Source organism: Pseudovibrio sp. FO-BEG1 (genome assembly GCF_000236645.1).
GTDB lineage: Bacteria > Pseudomonadota > Alphaproteobacteria > Rhizobiales > Stappiaceae > Pseudovibrio.
In genome coordinates this window covers 4,486,405-4,508,017 of record NC_016642.1, presented here as the reverse complement: position 1 = coordinate 4,508,017, position 21,613 = coordinate 4,486,405, and the positions used below count along the sequence as shown (strand labels likewise).

Below are 21,613 nucleotides of genomic sequence, written 5' to 3'. Positions count from 1 at the left end.
TGGCGGATCTACCGGGGATTTGTCCCGTAATACCAGAGGATGGCATGGTGACGGATGCTGTGACGCAAACCCATGTGTCTGTGATTGGGGCTGCGCCGGCTATTGCAATGGGGAACCTTTACACATCTCTCGCTCATTCGACGGGCATACTCTTTCAAAACTCCGTTGCGGCGGCTTCTCAATTTTCAACTCTTGCACAGGCGACGACCAATCAGGGCGTCATGCAAATCTGCTCAGTCAATACAATGGCCGGGGCATCGGCCACGGAAAAGGTTGCTCAGATCGGGACATCTGATCAGCTGAACACGCTGCTGACTACCTTGCGTAGTCTCAATCAATAACCGGAACTTTCGAGCTTCGCTTTCTGGTGCAAGGCCAGAGCGATGAGAATGGTTCTGATGCATCCTTTCAGTTGTAGTAGTGCGTACTCCTTTGGAGCCAGTTCAAGGAAAAGCAGAACCGGATTTTGACCAGAACTGTATGAAAGAGGACTATTAGAATGCCAACTACTGTTAGCCCAATGATCACTGATGCCGTTACCCAGTCCAACGTAAAGGTGGTTGGTGAAGCCCCTGCAATGGCAATGGGCAGCGTCTATCAGACAATGGCTCATTCCACCGGAATTCTCTTTGAGAACTATGTTTCTGCGGCACAGCAGCAGAACATTCTTTCTCAGGCTGCAGCTAACCAGGGAGTTATGCAGATCTACTCCATGGATACGATGGCTGGTGCTGGTGCTACCGAAAAAGTTGCTCAGAGCGGCACACCAGATCAGCTGAACACGCTGCTGACAATTCTGCGCGTATTCAACCCGACCTAATAGGTTCTGGCGTCGCCGTCCGGCGGCGTTTTCTCAAACTGCTGTTTAATGGTGTCCGGTTGGTTTTCAGTTGGGCATGCCCTTGGTGGTTCTCTGCGAGGCCACCGGACACGACCTCTCTCTTTTGTATTGAAGGATGATGACTATGCCAGATACGGTTAGTCCAATGATCACAGACGCTGTGACCCAGGCGAATGTGAAGGTGGTTGCAGAAGCACCTGCCATGGCAATGGGGTCGCTGTTTCAGACTATGGCGCATTCCACCGGAATTCTCTTTGAGAATAACGTAGCTGCCTCTCAGCAGCAGAATACGCTGGCACAGGCTGCAACCAACCAGGGTGTCATGCAGATCTACTCCATGGACACCATGGCAGCAGCTGGGGCAACGGAAAAAGTTGCTCAGTCTGGTACGCCAGATCAGTTACAAACTCTGCTCACGATCCTGGAAGCTTTCCGTCCGCGGTAATCTCCGCATTTCGGAAATTCCGGAGTTCGATGACACAATGGGCGGTTTGCCCCGGAACCTTCCCTGCCTCGGTAGGGGAGGTTTTGTCGTTTTGGGAGAGTCTCTCTTGCTGACAGACAGAGGGGAAATGAGTATAGGTATTCTCACGAATAATGCCAAAAGGCTGAGAATGACACCTACACTGACCCCCATTTTGGTCTGTGCGCTCTATAAGTTTGTTGAGTTTGCAGACTACGAAGACATGCGCGAACCGCTGCTTGCATTCTGTAAGGAGCGAGGTATTCGCGGCAGTCTTCTTATTGCCCGTGAGGGCATCAACGGCACCATCGCTGGTGAAGAGCAGCAGATGCGTGAAGTGATTGCGTACTTGCGCAATGATCCACGTTTTGACGATATCATCGTCAAGGAAAGCTGGGCGAAGAAGCTTCCGTTCAAGCGCATGAAGGTGCGGTTGAAGAAAGCCATCGTGAACATGGGCCTCAATCACATTGATCCGAATGATCTTGTTGGCACTTATGTGAAGCCAGAGGACTGGAATGCGCTGATCTCCGACCCAGAGACGGTCGTGATTGACACGCGCAATGATTATGAGTTTGCGCTGGGCACGTTTGAGGGTGCTCTTGATCCTGAAACGGAAACGTTCAACGAGTTTCCTGAGTGGGTCAAACGCAATGACAACTCTCTGCGCGCCAAGAAGAAAGTTGCCATGTTCTGCACGGGCGGCATTCGCTGTGAGCGGGCGACCGGCTTGATGCTGGAGCAGGGCTTTGATGAGGTTTATCACCTTGAAGGTGGCATTCTGAACTATCTGGAGAAAGTGCCTGAAGAGGACAGTCTCTGGAAAGGTGAGTGCTTTGTGTTTGATGACCGCGTGTCTGTCGATCACAAACTGGATGCAGGCTGGGGGAAGAACCTGCCTGAAAAGACCAAGAAGGTTCTTGCACCTTATCAGATTGACGATAAGTCGTTTGAGCCAAGTGAAGGCTGAAGCTGAGAGTTTTGAGGGGCAGCTTGACTGCCCCTTTTTCTTTCCGGCTGCAGAAAAACTTATCCCCGCTGCCAGCGCATGACCCATACTTATCTCATGTCCACGTAAACGGGCAGCTGGCGGACCGACCGTCAGTGCGGCGTGGGCTGGGCGGGGCTACCGGGTGAAGTAACGCATCATCTGGCGGGTTCGTTGAAACACCCCTTGAAAGTCTTTAGTGCAGGGACCAAGCGGAAGCTGGTCACCCGATGGGCGTCTACACTGGCAGCTGCAGCTGTCATGGACAGGTCAAACTGTTCCGGATAGCAACTGCTCAGAGGGGGAGGTTCTGATCAAAGCCTTGTGCTTTGTGAGGACTGATCCTGATGGGTAGGCACCTGCTCCCAATGCCTTTCGGTGGAGATCTTGTTTCATACAAAAACGCCCGGGCGAGGCGAGCAGCCAATGCCGAAGAAACTAACCTACTTACAATGCGCAGGCACTGCCTGCTCGCCTTGCTCACCTCGTATCTGGGGCCAAACGAAAACACCGCCAGCATGAGCCAGCGGTGCTAAAAGTGTTTGTCTCTTCGTGCCGGTTTGCCTTTCGGCAGGATGCTTTATCCAAAGCGGTAGGTTGGCAGGCCTTTGTGTTCCACATCCATTGCGAAGATGCCGCCGGACTTAGGGAACTCCTTGAGGAGTTTGTCATCACCATGCGGGCGCAAGCTGGCGACAACAAGCGTGCTCAGGTTTGGACCTGCAAAACACGGGATTGTCGGGCGCGGCACTGGCATTGCGATGGACTGCAGCAGCTGGCCATCTGGTGCAAAGCAGTTGACGTTGCCAGCGGAAACGCCTGCGGACCAGTAGTTGCCATCTGTGTCAGTGGTTGCGCCGTCCGGTCTGCCAACGGTGTTATCGAGCTGTGCGAACTTGCGCTGGTTGGTGACTGCACCGAAATCGCGGTCAAAGTCATAAGCGAAGACTTCACCTGAGCCGGTGTCGGAGTGGTACATGGTCTTGGTATCCGGGGACCATGCCAGACCGTTGGATGTACGGATCTCTGTGGCGATCTGGGTGACGTTGCCATCTGGTGCCACGCGGTAAAGGCTGGCGATTGGAGTTCTTGGGCTGATGTCATCCATGGTGCCCACCCAGAATGCGCCGTCTGGTCCAACCTTACCGTCGTTGAGACGGGTGCGTGGATTGTCCGGCTCAATCTTAGCAATGACCTCGTAGATTTTGGTCACGGTGTTGAACAGGATGATCTCATCCTTCATCGCCACAATAAGGCGGCCATCCTTGCAAAGGCCGAAGGAGCCGACGACTTTCGGGAAGTCCCATGTGGTGACTTCTTTGGTGTCCCAATGCATTGCGTGGATCTGTTTTCCAAGGATGTCGCAGAAGAACAGGTGTTTTGTCAGTTCATCCCAGAGGAGACCTTCAGCCAGCTCGTAGCGACCGTCCAGCAAGCAAGTGATAATTGGGGTCAAAGTCGTGCTCCATACTCATGCAGCTCGGGAGAGCTACAAGCGAAATACAATTGAGCGTTGTTATAGAGAGGTTTGGCAGAAGCGTCGAGTATGTCTGTGAGAAAACCGCAAGCTTTCCGCTCGTGGCTTAGCCTTCCGAGATAGGCAGAGCGCTGCCTTGTTTGGTGGAACGAATTGCGAAAGAGGAACGCATGCGAACAACGCCGGGCAGGCGGGTGAGGTGGTCTCGGTGGATGCGCTCAAAATCGACCGGATCATCTGCCATGACACGCAGGATGTAATCCGCATCTCCGCCCATCAGATGGCACTCCATGATCTCGGCGGAGCGGTCTACGGCCTTCTCAAAGGTGGAGAGGGCTTCTTCTGATTGGGAGCCGAGAGAGATCTCGACAAAGACACTCATGCGCTTGCCGAGCTTCTTGGGATTGAGCAGAGCGACGTACTTCTCGATAACGCCTTCTGACTCCAGTGTGCGGACACGGCGCAGACAGGCAGAGGCGGAAAGCCCCACATGATCTGCCAGATCAGAATTGGAAATACGGCCATTGTCCTGCAGAGCGCGAAGGATCTTTTTATCAAGCTTGTCGAGTTTCATAGCTTTGCCGTTTTCGCAGATTATTGTGTCTAGATGATGTTTATTCGTAGAAGTTTGCTAAAATGTACCGTTTAGAGCGCACATTGCAAGCATCTGCCGCAGAGATTTCCATAAGCTATGTAGAAACACAGGTCCGAAGCTGATTGGGAGAAAAACATGCTTGTAGGTGTTCCTAAGGAGATTAAGAACCACGAATACCGCGTTGGTCTGACACCAGACAGCGTGCGTGAAGTTGTTGCTCACGGCCACGAAGTGGTTGTTGAAACCAATGCCGGTGTTGGTATTGGCGCGAGCGATGCTGACTATGAAGCAGCAGGTGCATCCATCCTGCCAACCGCTGCTGAAGTCTTCGCAAAAGCAGAAATGATTGTGAAGGTGAAAGAACCTCAGGCTGTTGAGCGCAAGATGCTCCGCCCTGACCACCTGCTGTTCACCTACCTGCACCTGGCTCCGGACCCAGAACAGACTGCTGACCTTGTTGCATCCGGCGCGGTCTGCATCGCTTATGAAACCGTAACCGACCAAAAAGGTCGCCTTCCCCTTCTGGCGCCTATGTCTCAGGTTGCTGGTCGTCTTTCCATTCAGGCTGGTGCAACGGCTTTGCAGAAAGCAAATGGCGGTGCTGGCGTTCTTCTCGGCGGCGTACCAGGTGTAGCGCCTGCGAAAACCGTTGTGATCGGCGGCGGCGTTGTTGGTGCCCACGCCATTGAAATGGCAATTGGCCTTGGTTCCGACGTGACCGTTCTGGACAGAAACGTTGATGTTCTCGACGCTCTTTCCGCTCGCTTCGGTTCCCGTCTGAAGACAGTGTTCTCCAACCGTGCAGCGCTTGAGAAAGAAGTTCTGGCAGCTGATCTGGTTGTTGGTGCTGTGCTGGTTGCAGGTGCAGCTGCACCGAAGCTGGTGACCAAAGAACACATCAAGGCAATGAAGCCGGGTTCTGTTGTGGTTGACGTTGCAATCGATCAGGGCGGTTGTTTTGAAACTTCCCGCGCAACAACTCACCAGGATCCAACTTACATCGTTGATGAAGTGGTTCACTACTGCGTGGCTAACATGCCAGGCGCTGTTGCCCGCACTTCAACCTACGCCCTGAACAACGCAACACTGCCTTACGTTCTGGCGCTGGCTGACAAAGGCTATGCTGCTGCCCTGCGCGACATTCCAGGCTTCATGCCAGGTCTGAACGTGTACAAAGGTCAGGTGACTGTTGCTGAAGTGGCTGAAAACCTGGGTTACACCTACGTGTCTCCAGAAGCAGCGCTGGCGCAGGAAACTGAAGCTGCCTGAAAGTCCAACTGGACGTAATGAGTTTTGAAAGCGGGGGCCTTCGGGCTCCCGTTTTTCGTCGGTAAAGGTTCTGTTTACCCTGTCCCGTGTTTGCGGCGCTGTTAATGAGTTTGCAGGTCTGACTTGGATATACTGGTCAAAATTTACTAGTATTTTTCGGGTTGGGCGGCGTCATGTATCATGATTTGGAATTGGTTCTTCAGCATGATTTGATTGTTGAATGGAAAGAGCACTACAAAGAGGTGTTCGGCAAGCATACGCTGCTGCTGAAAAACCGATTGCACGAACTGCCGGTCTTTTTGCCGGAAAATCTGGCGCGTTTGATTGAGGCAACTCCCTCTGAGCATTATGACTTCGTGCGTCCCGGTGCGATTGGCACCAAGAAGTCGCAATGGCTTCAGGGCAGCATTGAAGGTGCCAAAGGCGAGGATGTACTTCGTGCTGTCGAAGAGGGGCGCTTCTGGCTTTCCCTTCGTGCATTGCAGGAATGGGATGAAGGCTTCCGGCAGATTACCTCGAAAATCTTTGATGAGCTTGAGGTGAAGGTTCCGGGCTTTGAAACCTTCAAGCACAAAACAGGGATGCTAATCTCTTCCCCCGGTGCTCAGGTGTACTATCATGCTGATGTACCCGGTCAGTCTCTTTGGCAAGTGAAGGGCCATAAGGACGTTTACATCTACGAGAACACTGGCCCATTTCTTTCTGATGAGCAGCTGGAAGGGATCTTCCTTGGAACGACTGAAGAAGAGATCCGTTTTGAGCCCTGGTATGATGAGTTCGCAACAAAGGTGACGCTGAGCCCGGGCGAGATGGCTCACTGGCCGCTCAACAATCCGCACCGGGTGGAGAACCATGATGAGGTGAACATCTCGGTGACGACTGAACACTTCACCAAGGAGATCCGGGACTTTTATGCGATCGTTTATGCCAATGGTTTGCTGAGAGCTGCCGGGATCTCGGGTAGTCGGCACAGCCTCGGGGCTATGAAGTACGCCAAGATGGCTTTGGCAGCTGCGCACAAGATGATCTACAAGAAGATGGTGCGGCAGAGTTCAAGCGCCAAGAGCCCGCGCAGCTTCAAACTGGATATGGCCGCGCCGGACTTTATGTCTGATCTTTAGAGCGGAGTGCCGTCAGCAGCGATAGTAATAGGGGCGACCATACGCGTCGTATCCAACACAGCGGCGCGGTGTGGTTGCTACGCCGATCAAACCGCCTGCCAGTGCACCGATGCCAGCGCCTGCGAACGCGGCCCCAACATCACCGGTTGCGGCACCGATGGCTGCACCAGTTGCAGCGCCCAGGCCACCGCCGACGAGGGCGCGATCTGTTCTGTTGTACTCACTGCAAGCACCGAGTGTGAGCAGGGTGGCTGTTATTATTATTGTTTTTCTCACGGTCCTACCCATGGTCTGATTGTTTGAAACCCACGGTAGTGCCGGACCTGTTGCGGATGAATGAATGCAGCTGATGAGATGGGAGCGTGGTTAAGCAGAGGCTTTCTGTCTGTTGCAACTTGTAGGTATGCAACAAAAAAGGCCCTGCGGGTGCAGGGCCTTTGGAATGGTAGAACCAAATCTTTTTGCGAGGCTTATGGGCACTTCACGCGGTAAGGACGGCCATATTGATCGTAAGCTGTACAGTTCTTCGGTGTGGTGACGTTACCGATGATACCGCCAGCAACGCCGCCGATTGCAGCGCCAGCGAGAGCATCTCCTACGCCACCGCCTGTGGCAGCACCGATAGCTGCGCCTGTTGCGGCACCAAGGCCACCGCCTACGAGCGTACGGTCTGTGCTTGAAGTTGAGTTACAGCCAGCCAGAGCCAGTAGACCTACACTTACGCCCACGAGAGCAAGTTTCTTCATTTTCCAGTCTCCTTTTGCTGCCAATCCCAATTTGACCGGACCCCGATACCTCCTGGCAGCTCGTGTTTTGTGAGGACGAGCTAACAAAAAGAACATGGTTAAAGTTTGTTAAAAATTAGAGGTTCCGTGCCTTCTTTAGGTATTTCAACAAACCTTGGGTCGAACTGTCCTTGTTCGCTGCGGATTGACTGCCTTCAACCATTGGTAAAAGTTGAGTCGCGAGTTCTTTTCCTAGTTCAACACCCCACTGGTCGTAGGTGTTGATGTTCCAAATTGCGCCTTCAACAAAGACGCGATGCTCATAGGACGCGATCAATCTACCCAGTGTGAATGGATCGAGACGATCATAGATGAGGGTGGTTGAAGGCCGGTTACCCGAGAACACCTTTTGTGGAGCTAGTTTGGCAATCTCTTCTTCAGACTTGCCATCTTTACGAAACTTGTCTTCAACCTCTTCCAAAGAGCGACCTCGGAGCAAGGCTTCACTCTGGGCAAGGCAGTTGGCAAGCAGGAGGTTGTGGTGGTTCTGCAGGTCGTCTTCGTGGCTGTTGGCAGCAACGAGGAACTCGCAAGGGATGATGCTCGTGCCCTGGTGGATCAGCTGGTAAAATGCGTGCTGACCGTTGGTGCCAGGCTCGCCCCAAACGATTGGACCGGTTTCAGTTTCAACAGCAGTGCCGTCTTTGGTGACGCTCTTGCCGTTGGATTCCATATCCAGCTGCTGCAGGTAAGCAGGGAAGCGGGAGAGGCGCTGATCGTATGGCAGTACTGCGCGGGTGTCGTAACCCAGCACGTTGCGATGCCAGACGCCGACAAGGCCCATCAGGAATGGGATGTTGTCTTCGATCGGTGCGGTGCGGAAGTGATTGTCCATGGCATGTGCACCGCCGAGGAAATCGGAGAATGCATCCGGACCAATGGCGATCATGAGTGGTAGACCGATGGCTGACCAGATGGAGTAACGACCGCCAACCCAGTCCCAGAACCCGAAGACGCGTTCTTCGGAGATGCCAAAGGCTGCGACTTTGTCCAGAGCGGTAGAGACTGCAGCGAAGTGTGCGCCAACTGCTTCTTCGCCGCAGTGCTTTGCGATCCATTTGCGTGCAGTTGCCGCGTTGGTCATGGTCTCAATCGTGGTGAAGGTCTTGCTGGCGATGATGAACAGCGTGGTTGCTGGGTTCAGCTTAGCCAGTGTGTCAGCGATATGAGCGCCATCGACGTTAGAGACGTAATGCAGGTTCGGGCCGTCATGGTATGGAGCCAAAGCCAGTGTGGTCATGACAGGACCGAGGTCGGAACCACCGATGCCGATATTGACCACATCGGTGAACTTCTCGCCGGAGTGGCTTGTGATTTCGCCAGAGCGAATGCCTTCTGCGAAGTCACCCATGTTGACGAGCACTTCGTTGATGTCTGGCATGACGTCTTTGCCGTCGACCAGAACAGGGTTCTCGGACTGATTGCGCAAAGCGGTGTGCAGAACAGCGCGGTCTTCGGTGGTGTTGATGTGCTCACCTGCGAACATGGCATCGCGCTTTGCTTCCACGTTGGCAGCGCGTGCAAGCTCAAGCAGGAGCTCGAGGGTTTCTTCGGTTAGCTTGTTCTTGGAGAAATCGAAGAGCAGGTCATCAGCAGAACGGGAGAACTTGTCGAAACGAGAAGGATCTGCAGCGAAGAGATCAGTAATCTTGGTGGAATGAATGGCCTGAGCGTGCTCTTCAAGGCGCTTAAAGATATCTTTTGGATTTGCGGTCGGCATCAAAGCCTCCATTTATTCTTGTAATAGCTTCTGGCTGGCAGCGAGTATCGCGCCTTGCCAATTTACCCAAAAGCAGCCTGCGCGCTTAGTAAGGCGTGCAAACTGCTTTAAAGCTTTGTTTTTATGCGTACTCTTACCCGATAGCCGGTGTCTGCTTATCGAGAATGTCGGCAGGTCTTTGATGTAAGACCCCGGGTAAGATATTCAATGCAATCAATCGTGATGGTTCGCGATCAAACAGTCAATGCAGCAGCTTCGCGTGCCCGCTTTTCAATGCCTGCCCAGTCTTCAGATTCAATTGCTTTTGCATCTGCAATCCAGGAGCCACCAACGCAGAGAACGTTTGGCAGCGCGAGGAAGTCACGTGCATTGCCAAGGTTGATACCACCAGTTGGGCAGAATTTAGCCGCTGCCAGTGGAGAAGACAGACCTTTCAACATGGGAGTGCCACCGGCTGGTACTGCCGGGAAGAACTTGAGGCGCTCGTAGCCAGCTTCCAGAAGCTTCATCACTTCGGAAGCTGTCCCCGCGCCCGGCAGAAGAGGTGCCTGCGGGAAGTCTTCTGCTGCCGCGATCAGATTGTCTGTTGCGCCCGGTGAAACAACAAAGGTGGAGCCCGCTTTGACTGAGGCTTCGTACTGCTGATGATTGAGGACAGTGCCTGCACCAACGAGTGCGCCTTCCACATTGTCAGCCACTGCTTTGATGCAATCCAGTGCGTTTGGAGTGCGAAGCGTGATCTCAATGCCCGGAATACCGCCACGGACGAGCGCTTCTGCCATTGGAACTGCTTTTTTAGGGTCATTCACAATGAGAACTGCGATCACCGGGGCGGCGGTCATGATTGCTTCTATACGCTCGATATTCTGAGCCATTACACTGTCTCCATTGCGCTGACCACGTCAGCATTCCTTTGGGTTTTGATTGTCTGCTCCAGATTGAAAACGCGTGCGCCGGTATCGGCAGAGCTCACGTTTGCTCTGAAGCTTGCGAATAATTCTCGTCCCGTTCCACTCTGGCAGCTTTGCAGGTCTGCCGGGGTGATTTCACGTAGGGCTAATTCTTCAGCTGGAACAAGCAGTTCCAGTGTGCCGTTAACTGCATCGAGGCGCAGCAGGTCGCCGTCTTCCACCTTGGCAATCAGGCCACCGTCTTTCGCTTCGGGAGTAACATGGATTGCAGCTGGAATCTTGCCACTTGCGCCGGACATGCGGCCATCGGTTACAAGTGCGACTTTATAGCCTCGGTTCTGCACAACACTAAGTGGTGGTGTCAGTTTATGAGCCTCTGGCATGCCGCAGGCTTGCGGGCCCATGTAGCGCAGCACGACAACCACATCTTTGTTGAGCTCGCCTGCCTTGAAGGCTGCTTCAACATCTTCCTGCGTATGGAAGACCTGAGCGGGAGCTTCGATGATGTGTCTGTCTGGGGCAACGGCAGAGCTTTTGATGATAGCAGCGCCAAGGTTACCTTTGAGGACTTTGAGGCCGCCGTCCTTATTAAACGGAGCGGACATTGGCGCGAGGATTGTCTCGTCCAGAGCTTTTGCTGGTGCCGGTTTGCGAAGAACACTGCCGTCATCATCAAGGAAGACATTGACCGTGTAGCCATTCAGCCCTGTGCCGTTGACGGTTTGGACATCTTCATGCAGCAGGCCAGCGCTGAGCAGTTCGCGGATGAGGAAGCCCATGCCGCCAGCAGCTTCAAAGTGGTTTACATCGCTCTTTCCGTTTGGATAGACGCGCGCCAGCAGCGGGATGATCTCTGAGAGGTCTGAAATATCCTGCCAAGTGAGCTGGATGCCAGCCGCTGCAGCGACTGCAACGAGGTGCATGGTGTGGTTGGTGGAGCCGCCTGTTGCGTGCAGGCCAACAACGCCGTTTACAATCGCGCGTTCGTCGATGATCTCAAAGAGCGGAGTTGGGGTGCTGCGCTGTGCTGTAAGCTCAACAACTTGTGCAACGGCTTCTTCGACCAGCGCTTTGCGTAGTGGCGTCAGCGGATTGATGAAGGAGCTGCCTGGCATGTGCAGGCCCATGATCTCCATGAGCATCTGGTTGGAGTTTGCGGTGCCGTAGAAAGTACAGGTGCCCGGAGAGTGGTAGGAGGCGCTTTCTGATGCCAACAGTTCTTCGCGTGTAGCTTTACCTTCAGCAAACAGCTGACGGATGTGGGCTTTTTCATCGTTGGCGATGCCGGAGGTCATTGGGCCAGCTGGGAGGAAGATTGCTGGCAGATGACCAAAGGACAGTGCGCCGATCAGCAGACCGGGAACGATCTTATCGCAAACGCCGAGGAAAACGGCGGCGTCGAACATGCCGTGGGACAGGCCAACGGCGACGGACATGGCGATCAGGTCACGAGAGAACAAGGACAGGTCCATGGCGGGCTGGCCTTGTGTGACGCCATCGCACATGGCTGGTACACCACCTGCGACCTGAGCGGTTGCTTGAATTTTGCGGACTGCTTCGCGGATGATTTCCGGGTAGCTCTCGTAAGGCTGATGCGCTGAGAGCATGTCGTTGTAAGCGGTGATAATGCCGAGGTTTGGCTGCTTGTCTGTGGCGAGGTGCTGCTTATCTGCTGCAGGGCAGGCCGCAAAGCCGTGCGCGAGGTTGGTGCAGCCAAGGTTTGTGCGTTGTGGTGCATTGGTGTGCTGCGCCTTCATGCGACGAAGATAGTCTTGTCTGCTTGTAGCGCTGCGCTCGATTATGCGATCTGTAATCTCTTTGAGGCGAGGATGAACCATGTCTTGTGCTCTGCCTTTTGTTCTTTGACTTTTCATCAGCCAAACCGAACGGCCCTTAGCGGGATTGGGAGGAGGAAAATCCCTGTATTTAGCCGTTTTAATCGATTTAAATTCTGAGCCTAATTTTTATTCTGACAACTCTGCCCATAGGCAACTTTGATTGTTTCGGGAATTGGCGCAAGTGGGAGAAATACTTGCTTGGGTGAAGAGGTGCCGGTGGACCGGCACCTGATGCTTAATCAGTAGGTTTCATCATGCCATGTGCGGCCATCACGCTCGATGAGGGCGATGGAGGCTGATGGGCCCCAGGTGCCTGATGTGTAAGGCTTTGGAGCTTCTTTGATCTGGGACCAGTGCTCAAGGATCGGGTCAATCCACTTCCATGCTGCTTCCACTTCGTCGCGGCGCATGAACAGGGTCTGGTTGCCACGGATCATATCCATGATGAGGCGCTCATATGCATCTGGGTGACGGGAGCTGAAGGCTTCTGCAAAGGTCATGTCCAGCGGCACTTCACGCAAGCGCATGGAGCCTGGGCCCGGGTCTTTAATCATGACCTGCATCTTCACGCCTTCATCAGGTTGCAGGCGGATGACCAGTTTGTTTGCTGCGATCCGGCCTGCATCTGGCAGGAAGATGGAGTGCGGCAGGTCTTTGAACTGAATGGTGATTTCAGAAACACGAGCAGCAAGACGCTTGCCGGTGCGCAGGTAAAATGGAACGTTAGCCCAACGCCAGTTCTCGATGTCTACCTTTGCCGCTACGAATGTTTCGGTGCTGGAATCGTCACGGCCCAGCTCTTCCAAATAGCCCTTTACAGCGCCACCTGCAGAAGCACCTGCGCGGTACTGACCGCGAACGGTGTTGCGTTCCACCATTTCAGCGCTCATTGGGCGCAGGGCTTTGAGAACCTTCAGCTTCTCGTCACGAACACTGTCTGGCGCCATGGACTCAGGTGGTTCCATTGCGACGAGACAGAGGAGCTGGAGCAGGTGGTTCTGCACCATATCGCGAAGTGCACCTGCGGTGTCGTAATAGCCAGCGCGGCTTTCGACACCCAGTGTTTCAGCCACGGTGATCTGAACGTGATCGATGTGAGCTGCATTCCAGAGTGGTTCGAACAGTACGTTGGCGAAGCGCAGAGCCATGAGGTTCTGTACGGTTTCTTTACCGAGGTAGTGGTCGATACGGAAGATCTGGTGTTCTTTGAAGACAGAACCGATGGTCTCGTTGACTTCGTGAGCGGACTTGCCGTTTTTACCGATTGGCTTTTCGATGGTCACGCGGGACTTTTCTGTCACCAGATCGTGCTCTCCAAGAGCAGAACAGATTGGGCCGAAGAAGTCAGGAGAAACAGAGAGATAGAAGGCGCGAACAACATCTTCGCGGCCAGAGAGCTTTTCCTCTAGCGCTTCCCAGCCGGTGTTCTGTGCAACGTCTACAGCAACGTACTGAATACGAGCGAGGAAGCGTTCCAGAGCTTCCTGATCTACTTCGGCAACGTGCTCGCAAATAGCTTTGCGGGCCCATTCGCGGTATTCGGTGTCGCTGAGCTGACGGCGGGAGACGGCGATGATACGGGCGTCCTCACCCAGGTGACCGACTGGTTCGCGGTGATAGAGAGCCGGGAGTAGCTTGCGGTGTGCAAGGTCGCCGGTGCCTCCAAATACAACGAGATCAAATGGGTCTGATTGAGTTGGACGGTTCGCCATGGAGTTCCCTTAGTCGTGAGCCGGTATCGGATATCCGACTTCAATTGCTTGGCATGCGTTTTTCAGTTGGAGAAATTGCAGGAGCAAGCCCGCAGGCCAACTGAATTAAATTTGATTGTAGAGTTGCGAGAGGCGCGGATCTGGGGCCGCAAGCTCGGCAGCTGGGCTGCTCTTATGTGCGTCAAAACTCATACAAAGGTTGCATTTATGAAATTGCACCTCTGTTTGATGCGGGTTTCATCAAATTGCAAGCAAAAATACGAATGTGCCTAGAAAGTAGGCAGTTCAGGCTGCCGAAAGGGGATCTGGAGACCAAAAAAATCTTGTTTCTGTGGGTTTTGTTTTCTCACTGACATGATTTGTACAATTCCAACAAGCATTTGTATTGGCGGCATTGGGGAGCTCGCAATCTTTTGCTAGGCTTGCCCTTAGGGAAATAAAAATGAGGGAGCAGCCCAAGTGCTTCCTCCGGGAGGAAATCACATGGGATCTCGCCAGCAGAAGATTGCCGGTTTAAAAACACTCATCGATCAAGGGCAAGGCAATGCGCCTGCTGATCTTGTGCTGAAAAATGTTGAGTTGTTCAGTGTAATCGACGGCAGCCTGACCAAGACCGATATTGCAATCTCAGGCGAGAAGATTGTTGGCACCTATGACACATATGAGGGCGTCAAAGAGATAGACTGCAGCGGTAAGATCGCTGTTCCTGGCTTCATCGATACTCATCTGCACGTGGAATCATCTTTGGTCACTCCTTTTGAATTTGACCGGTGTGTGCTGCCCCATGGTGTAACGACAGCGATTTGTGATCCGCATGAGATTGCGAATGTGACTGGTGCGGCAGGGATCAAATATTTCCTCGATAGCTCGTTGGAAACCATTCTGGATTTGCGGGTAAACCTTTCTTCCTGTGTGCCTGCGACCCAGTTTGAAACAGCAGGTGCTCGATTGGAAATTGACGACCTTATGCCGTTCAAGGACCACCCGAGTGTCATTGGTCTTGCGGAGTTCATGAACTTCCCGGGGGTTCTGGCGGGTGATCCTGATGCTTTGGCAAAGATTGCGGAGTTTGAAGGCGAGCACATTGATGGCCATGCTCCGCTGGTGCGCGGCAAGGCGCTGAACGGGTATCTTGCTGCGGGAATTCGCACAGATCATGAAGCGACGACAGCGGAAGAGGCGCTGGAGAAAATATCCAAGGGGATGACAATCCTGATCCGTGAAGGATCTGTCTCCAAGGATCTGGATGCGCTCGCACCGGTGCTTACGCCTGAACGGGCGAGCTTTGTGGCACTGTGTACGGATGACCGGAACCCACTGGATATTGCGGAAGAGGGACATCTGGACAGTCTCATCAAGCGTTTGATTGCGCATGGATGTGCGCCGCGTGATGTGTATCGGGCGGCGAGTTGGTCTGCAGCCAATGCGTTTGGGCTTCGTGATCGTGGCTTGCTCGCACCGGGATGGCGTGCAGATATCGTGCTGCTGAATGATCTGGAAAGCTGCGATGTAGATCAGGTGATCAGTGGTGGCCGCGTCGTGACCAATGAGTTGTTTGCGAGCCGTAAGCTGGTTGAGCCAGAAGGGCTACTGGATAGCTGCCATGCTGAACCGGTGCATGCTGAGAGCTTCCGCGTGCCTGCGCAGCGGGAAACCTCCGTGATTGGGGTGAAGCCTGGGCTCATCATCACGGAGCATTTAAGAATGGATCTGCCAGTTGAGCATAACTTCTCTCAGATCGATCTGGGGCAGGACGCCATCAAAGTGGCTGTTGTGGAGCGTCACGGCAAGACTGGTAACATCGCGACTGGTTTCGTGAATGGCTTTGGCATGACAGCTGGGGCCATTGCATCTTCTGTTGGGCATGACAGTCACAACATCTGTGTGGTCGGTGCTGATGAAAAAGCGATGGCGACAGCGGTGAACCGGTGCATCGCACTGCGTGGTGGCTTTGTTGTTGCAGATGGTGATCAGGTGCTGGCGGAGATGGAGTTGCCGCTTGCTGGGTTGATGAGTCTGGAGCGATTTGAGGTGGTCAAAGAGCGTTTGGAAGAGCTGCGTGCTGCCGCAAAATCGCTCAATTGTGTGCTGCCGGAGCCGTTTTTGCAGGTCGCATTCTTGCCTCTTCCGGTTATTCCCCACCTTAAAATTACAGATTTTGGCTTGTTTGATGTGTCGAGTTTTCAGCTCATACAATAGAGCAGGGCGTTGATATCTCTGAGTTTCTCTAGAAAAAATCAGTGGAATGGAAGAAAGTGTCGCATTGAAGTTCAATCGTATGTCTGGGTTGACGTAATGGTCAGCCTGTCCCAAGTTCCACGCAAAGCATGATGAAATAAGGTTTTTCTGATATGTTGCGCACATGAACCTTGGCGCTCAGCTTCGGTTTCCTGTCAACTTCGTCTGAAGAACTATAATAATTCGGGGAGGAGATCTGCGCATGGCGACAGGTCGTGAGGGACAAGTGGAATTTCCAATTCGTACTATCGATAGCTATCTGGATGATACCGTAAAGAACTATGCGCATCGTCCAGCTATCTACTTCATGGGCAAGACAACAAGCTACGGCGAATTGGGAGATTTCGTTGAGCGTGCTGCGGGTGCCCTGCAGGCGATGGGCGTAAAGAAGGGCGACAAGGTTGGCCTTTGTCTGCCAAACACGCCGTATTACACCATCTTCTATTTTGCGATCATGAAAGTTGGCGGCGTCGTCGTGAACTTCAACCCGCTTTATGTTGAGCGCGAAATCGCGTTCCAGGCGCGGGATTCTGGTGCACGCATCATGGTGACCATGGACCTTTCCGTGATCTATGACCGCGTTGAAGCTGTTCGTCAGGAAGGCGCGCTGGACAACATCATCGTCTGTCCAATGGCTGACATCCTGCCTCAGCCTAAGAAGCTGCTGTTCCAACTGTTTAAACGCAAAGACGTTTCCAACATTCCTGCTGACAGTGCTCATATCCGCTTCAAGGATTTCCTTGCGAAGTCCAAAGGCGTAACGCCGGTTGCGATTGAGCCTAAAGAAGATGTGGCGATCCTGCAGTACACCGGTGGTACAACTGGTGTGCCGAAGGGCGCGATGCTGACGCACTACAACATCACCTCCAACATGGAGATGCTGGAAAGCCATTACGGTGGTTTGAAGCGCGGTTACGAGAAGACGCTCTGCGTGCTGCCGTTCTTCCATGTGTTTGCGATGACCGTGCTGCAGAACCTTTCTATCCTTGGTGCAGCAGAAATGCTGCTGATGCCGCGGTTTGATCTGAAAGATCTGCTGGATCTGGCTGCCAAGAAGAAGCCAACACTGTTTGCTGCGGTGCCAACGCTTTACACGGCGATCAACAACAGTGAGCTGACCAAGAACTACGATCTGACTTCAATCCGCTATTGTATGTCTGGTGGTGCGCCGCTTCCTGTGGAAGTGAAACAGAAGTTTGAAGCGCTGACTGGCTGTGTTCTGGTGGAAGGCTATGGCCTGACTGAGAGCTCTCCTGTGGCCTCTGCGAACCCGATGGACGGAACCGGCAAAGACGGCTCAATCGGCGTTGTTATGCCGGGTACAACTGTTGAGTTCCGCGATTTGGATGAGCCTGAAAAGGTTGTTGCTCCGGGTGAGAAGGGTGAACTTTGCATCATCGGCCCGCAAGTGATGAAGGGCTATTGGAACCGTCCGGATGAAACTGCCAAGACGCTGGAAGGTGGCCGTGTGCTGCATACCGGTGACGTTGGTTACATGGATGAGGACGGGTTCATCTTCCTCGTGGATCGCATCAAAGATCTGATCATTTGCTCCGGTTACAACGTGTATCCGCGTGTGATTGAGGAAGCGCTTTACCAGCATGCGGCTGTGGCTGAAGTGATCGTGATTGCGATCCCGGATGGATATCGCGGTCAGGCGCCGAAGGCCTTTGTGAAGCTGAAGGATGGTCAGAGCGCGACTGAAGATGAACTCAAAGAGTTCCTGAAGGGGCATATCTCCAAGATCGAGATGCCGAAAGCGATTGAATTCCGTGATGAGCTGCCAAAGACCATGGTTGGCAAGCTCTCCAAGAAAGAGCTGGTTGAAGAAGAAGCTGCCAAGACGCGTGCAGCTGAAACCGCGACCTGATGTTCTGCTAATAGACAAAGAAAAAGCCCTCGCAGTTTGCGAGGGCTTTTTTGTTGGAGAGGCAGATCTGCTCTAGTGCGTTTTAGACGGGGCTGTGCCGGTTGCCACTTTCTTGCCCAGCACTGTTTCACGGTGCAGGGTGTAAAGGGAGGCTGCAACGATGATTGCGCCGCCGAGGTACGTGGTCCAGAGTGGCCAGACACCGAAGATCACGACCGAGATGATCGCCGCGTAGACGAGGCGGATGTAGTCGAACGGTGCGATTGCGGAGGCTTCACCAAACTTCAGAGCCTGAATGTTGCTCATTTGAGCGCCCCAGCTGACGCCCGCCAGACAGAGCAGCAGGATTGCGTCGTTCAGGTCGATGGAAACCCAGTTGTAGATGCCGAATGGAGCCATGATCAGGCCGACGAAGGTTGCCTGAAAGGTCAGGATCGTGATGGGCTGGTCTACCTGAGTGACCTTACGCAGGATGATGCCGACCAGTGCAGCACACGCTGAGGCGAGGATCGCCATGAAGCTGTAGATGCTCATTTCTGCGCCGGTGCCGGGCTGGACGATGACCATCACCCCGATGAAACCAAGGATCGTCGCGGAAATTCGGTGAATACCGATGACTTCCTTCAGAAAGAAGACCGCAAAGATTGTGATGAAGAACGTGCGTGCAAACCCAATCACTGTGCTTTCAGCAAGTGGCAGGTGAATGACGGCCGTGAACCCGAAGTACATTGCTGAGGAGGCAAGCAGGATGCGTCCCAGATGAAGCAGTGGAGCCTGTGTTTTGAGTGAGCCCGGAAATCCTCTGATGATGACCGGCGCTGAGATCACCAGCATGAAAAACTGGCGAAGCATAAGGATTTGAGTAACGTGTAGACGGTCGCCGAGCAGCTTAATAATTGTGCTCATGACGGCCATAAGAAATGTTGCCAGAAGGGCCCAGCAGATGCCGCGTGTATTGTTAGACAGGCTTTGCCATTTTTCGGAAAACCTTGTTTTTAACGCAGCAGATGATGAGCTGCCTTCAGGCTCTGCTGAAGGAACAGGCATGTAACTGCTTTCGAAGCTGCCTTGTCACGATCAAAAGGACCAGACCCGATGCCCGGTGCAAAATGGTGTGCGCCTGTGCGGCGTGCAAATGTAACAAGGATCAGATGGGTGTATGACTTAAATAACCTAATGTTCGCGGTTTGGTCAAATTCTAAAACAAATTTTAGATTGAGAGTTTCGACAGAGAGCGCGAAGCTCCTGACAACTTAGAGCTACAAATATCTCTCCGCATTTTGCTCCAGATGATGTGATAGTGACGTTAAGTTACTCTGGAAACAACACCTCTGTGGTGCACCAGAAAACACTTGCAGGTTGAGAAAACCACTGTACGTTCTCTGCTGATACGTAAAAAGCTGTATTGGGAGGTGCGGTGTTGGGTCGCTCTCCAGATTTTTGAGGTTTTCATGAATCAGGTTGCTATACCGAAGTTTGGAGTTGGTGCTCCCGTTCGCCGTAAAGAAGATGCCGCTTTTATCTCCGGAAAGGGTCATTATACGGATGACCTGAAAGTGGAAGGCGCAGCGCATGCTGTTGTTTTGCGGTCTTCTTTGGCGTTTGCAAAGTTCACTCTGGGAGGATTGGATGATGCGCGGGCCATGGACGGTGTACAGCTTGTTCTGACTGCAGCGGACATTGAAGGGACGAACTCCATTCCGTGTAAAGCAGTGCTTCGCCAATTGGATGGGACGAAGCATTGGGTGCCTCATCGCGAAGTTCTCTGTTCCGATACAGCCCGGTTTGTAGGCGATGCATTAGCCTTTGTTGTAGCCGACACGGTTGAACAAGCGCGGGCGGCTATGGAGATGATTGAGGTTGATTATGATGATGTCGATCCTGCAATTGGAACCGAGGCTGCGCTAGAAGATGGTGGGCCGCTGGTGTGGCCGGAGCATGGGTCCAATGAGGCTTTCAACATTGGGATGGGTAACAAGGATGCTATGGAAGAGGCCTTCCAGAATGCGCACCATGTTACCAAGATCAAGGTGGTCAATAATCGACTAGTTTCCAATGCGGTGGAGCCGCGGGCCTGTATTGGTGAGTTCAATAGCGACAGTGGTCGTTACACGCTGACCACCGGAACGCAGGGCGGACATGCCATGCGTGATCTGATTGCTAAGAACATACTCAACGTCGACCCAAAAGATATCCGCGTTGTGACGCCGGATGTGGGCGGTGGTTTTGGAACCAAGATGTTCACCTATCTTGAGTATCCGCTGTGTCTGATCGCTGCGAAACGTCTTGGCCGTCCGGTGAAATGGCTTCAGGAACGGACTGAGCACTTCATGTCTGACGCGCATGGCCGGGATAATGTATCCACGGCTGAGCTTGCGCTCGACGAGAATGGCAAGATGATTGGCCTTAAGGTGCATGTGCTTGCAAACATGGGGGCTTATCTGCACGAGTTTGGTCCGGGCATCCCTCAAGTCGGCATCACGATGACCTCTGGTCTTTATGATATCCCCGCCACATGGGTGGAAGCGACTGGCGTATACACCAATACGGTGCCAGTGGATGCCTTCCGCGGGGCTGGGCGTCCTGAGGCGCTTTATCTGATGGAACGGCTCGCTGATAAGGCTGCGCATGAGATGGGTATGGATCCGGCGGAGTTTCGCCGTAAGAGCTTTATCCCCGATGACGCCTTACCTTATACAACAGCGCTCGGACGCATGTATGATACTGGTTCCTTCGGTGCTCATCTGACCAAGGCTTTGGACGAGATCCATTACGGTACTTTTGCGGAGCGAGAAGCGGAGAGCAAGGCCAAGGGCCTATACCGCGGTATTGGCTTGTCGACCTATGTGGAGGCCTGTGCCTTTGCGGGTGGTGAAGAGGCCAAGCTTGAGCTGAACAAGAACGGCAGTGTGACATTGCTGATTGGAACTCAGAGTAACGGTCAGGGCCATGCGACAGCTTATGGTCAGGTGATTGCCGAGTATCTTGGTTTGCAGCTTGATCAGGTTGAGATGGTGCAGGGGGACACGGATCGTGTGGCGACCGGTGGTGGCACTGGTGGATCCCGATCGATCCCGATTGGATTGCCTTCTGTGAAAGCAGCCTCTGAGACGCTGGTTAAAAAGATCAAGGAAATCGCCAGTGAGAAGCTGGAGGTTGGTGCTGCAGATCTGACGCTTGAAGACGGGCAGGTGCGTGTGGTCGGAACTGACCAGCAGATCAGCCTTGCTGATGTGGCGGGATCTCAGCCAGATACCTTGAGCGCTGCGGAAAAAGTCATGCAGGATGAATGTACTTATCCGAATGGCACGCATGTGTGTGAAGTGGAGATTGATCCAGAAACCGGGAAGACGGACGTGGTCAACTATGTGATCGTGGATGACTTCGGTGTCACAGTGAATCCGATGCTACTTGCCGGTCAGGTGCATGGCGGTGCGGGGCAGGCGATCTCTCAGGCGCTGTGTGAGAACACGGTTTATGATGAAACCGGACAGCTGCTGTCAGCATCCTTCATGGACTATCATGTTGCGCGCGCTGATGATTTGCCGAGTTTCGACTTCTCGACAAGCAACGTTCCTTCCACGACAAATGCGATGGGTATTAAAGGGGCTGGTGAGGCTGGTTCTATTGGGGCAGCGCCTGCGGTGATGAATGCTGTGCAGTATGCGCTGCGCAAGAATGCTGGGGTTGAGCATATAGATATGCCCGCGACGCCGGTTGCTGTGTGGAGCGCTATTCAGGATGCTCAGGGCTGAGCGAAACAATTAGCAGACATTGAAACGAGA

18 protein-coding genes are annotated in these 21,613 nt (G+C 53.4%); 9 read left to right on the top strand and 9 right to left on the bottom strand.

Annotation, left to right across the window (positions count from 1 at the left end; all coding sequences use genetic code 11):
• The first annotated feature begins 44 nt into the window (after positions 1–44).
• The 4 genes from PSE_RS20290 (at position 45) to PSE_RS20275 (ending at position 2,274) form a co-directional block, all read left to right on the top strand.
• Positions 45–341 carry a RebB family R body protein gene (locus PSE_RS20290; protein ID WP_014286520.1) on the top strand — a complete coding sequence of 99 codons (297 nt, stop codon included), beginning with the start codon at positions 45–47 and terminating at the stop codon, positions 339–341.
• A gap of 158 nt (positions 342–499) precedes the next feature.
• Complete coding sequence (locus PSE_RS20285) at positions 500–820, top strand: RebB family R body protein (RefSeq protein WP_008547907.1); 321 nt, start codon at positions 500–502, stop codon at positions 818–820.
• 139 nt (positions 821–959) lie between these two features.
• Positions 960–1,286 (top strand): RebB family R body protein, encoded by a 327-nt coding sequence (locus PSE_RS20280; protein ID WP_037036168.1) that lies wholly within the window; start codon positions 960–962, stop codon positions 1,284–1,286.
• A gap of 169 nt (positions 1,287–1,455) precedes the next feature.
• Positions 1,456–2,274, top strand: coding sequence for a rhodanese-related sulfurtransferase (locus PSE_RS20275; protein ID WP_014286516.1), 819 nt, complete (start codon positions 1,456–1,458; stop codon positions 2,272–2,274).
• A gap of 598 nt (positions 2,275–2,872) precedes the next feature.
• On the opposite strand, the gene PSE_RS20265 is transcribed toward PSE_RS20275, so the two are convergent.
• Both PSE_RS20265 and PSE_RS20260 read right to left on the bottom strand, forming a co-directional pair.
• A complete protein-coding gene (locus tag PSE_RS20265; protein ID WP_041768709.1) occupies positions 2,873–3,748 on the bottom strand; it encodes an SMP-30/gluconolactonase/LRE family protein in 876 nt (291 codons plus the stop codon).
• A gap of 127 nt (positions 3,749–3,875) precedes the next feature.
• Positions 3,876–4,343: an Lrp/AsnC family transcriptional regulator gene (locus tag PSE_RS20260; RefSeq protein WP_008547557.1), complete on the bottom strand. Its 468-nt coding sequence runs from the start codon at positions 4,341–4,343 to the stop codon at positions 3,876–3,878.
• 156 nt (positions 4,344–4,499) lie between these two features.
• Here PSE_RS20260 and ald point away from each other — a divergent pair, with 156 nt between their 5' ends.
• A complete protein-coding gene (gene ald / locus PSE_RS20255) occupies positions 4,500–5,633 on the top strand; it encodes an alanine dehydrogenase (RefSeq protein ID WP_014286513.1) in 1,134 nt (377 codons plus the stop codon).
• Positions 5,634–5,806: 173 nt separating this feature from the next.
• Positions 5,807–6,754, top strand: coding sequence for a hypothetical protein (locus tag PSE_RS20250; RefSeq protein ID WP_014286512.1), 948 nt, complete (start codon positions 5,807–5,809; stop codon positions 6,752–6,754).
• A gap of 12 nt (positions 6,755–6,766) precedes the next feature.
• Here PSE_RS20250 and PSE_RS20245 read toward each other — a convergent pair whose 3' ends face one another.
• The 6 genes from PSE_RS20245 to zwf form a co-directional block, all read right to left on the bottom strand.
• On the bottom strand, positions 6,767–7,030 hold the full coding sequence (locus PSE_RS20245; RefSeq protein WP_008547901.1) for a glycine zipper domain-containing protein: 264 nt from the start codon (positions 7,028–7,030) through the stop codon (positions 6,767–6,769).
• Positions 7,031–7,224: 194 nt separating this feature from the next.
• Entirely contained in the window at positions 7,225–7,500 is a 276-nt protein-coding gene (locus PSE_RS20240) for a glycine zipper domain-containing protein (protein ID WP_037036170.1), read from the bottom strand.
• A gap of 115 nt (positions 7,501–7,615) precedes the next feature.
• Positions 7,616–9,259: a glucose-6-phosphate isomerase gene (gene pgi / locus PSE_RS20235; protein WP_041769112.1), complete on the bottom strand. Its 1,644-nt coding sequence runs from the start codon at positions 9,257–9,259 to the stop codon at positions 7,616–7,618.
• Positions 9,260–9,492: 233 nt separating this feature from the next.
• Positions 9,493–10,134, bottom strand: coding sequence for a bifunctional 4-hydroxy-2-oxoglutarate aldolase/2-dehydro-3-deoxy-phosphogluconate aldolase (eda, locus tag PSE_RS20230; protein ID WP_014286510.1), 642 nt, complete (start codon positions 10,132–10,134; stop codon positions 9,493–9,495).
• Complete coding sequence (edd, locus tag PSE_RS20225; protein ID WP_014286509.1) at positions 10,134–12,008, bottom strand: phosphogluconate dehydratase; 1,875 nt, start codon at positions 12,006–12,008, stop codon at positions 10,134–10,136. Before edd ends, eda begins: the two co-directional genes overlap by 1 nt.
• A 239-nt stretch (positions 12,009–12,247) precedes the next feature.
• Positions 12,248–13,720 (bottom strand): glucose-6-phosphate dehydrogenase, encoded by a 1,473-nt coding sequence (zwf, locus tag PSE_RS20220; protein ID WP_014286508.1) that lies wholly within the window; start codon positions 13,718–13,720, stop codon positions 12,248–12,250.
• 483 nt (positions 13,721–14,203) lie between these two features.
• Between zwf and ade the strand changes: the two genes are divergently transcribed.
• Entirely contained in the window at positions 14,204–15,919 is a 1,716-nt protein-coding gene (gene ade / locus PSE_RS20215; protein WP_014286507.1) for an adenine deaminase, read from the top strand.
• A 241-nt stretch (positions 15,920–16,160) separates the two neighbouring features.
• Positions 16,161–17,828, top strand: a complete 1,668-nt coding sequence (locus PSE_RS20210) for a long-chain fatty acid--CoA ligase (RefSeq protein ID WP_008548061.1) — start codon at positions 16,161–16,163, stop codon at positions 17,826–17,828.
• A 72-nt stretch (positions 17,829–17,900) separates the two neighbouring features.
• On the opposite strand, the gene PSE_RS20205 is transcribed toward PSE_RS20210, so the two are convergent.
• Complete coding sequence (locus PSE_RS20205) at positions 17,901–18,875, bottom strand: DMT family transporter (RefSeq protein WP_014286504.1); 975 nt, start codon at positions 18,873–18,875, stop codon at positions 17,901–17,903.
• Positions 18,876–19,279: 404 nt separating this feature from the next.
• Between PSE_RS20205 and PSE_RS20200 the strand changes: the two genes are divergently transcribed.
• Positions 19,280–21,583 (top strand): xanthine dehydrogenase family protein molybdopterin-binding subunit, encoded by a 2,304-nt coding sequence (locus tag PSE_RS20200; RefSeq protein ID WP_014286503.1) that lies wholly within the window; start codon positions 19,280–19,282, stop codon positions 21,581–21,583.
• The last annotated feature ends 30 nt before the right edge of the window (positions 21,584–21,613 follow it).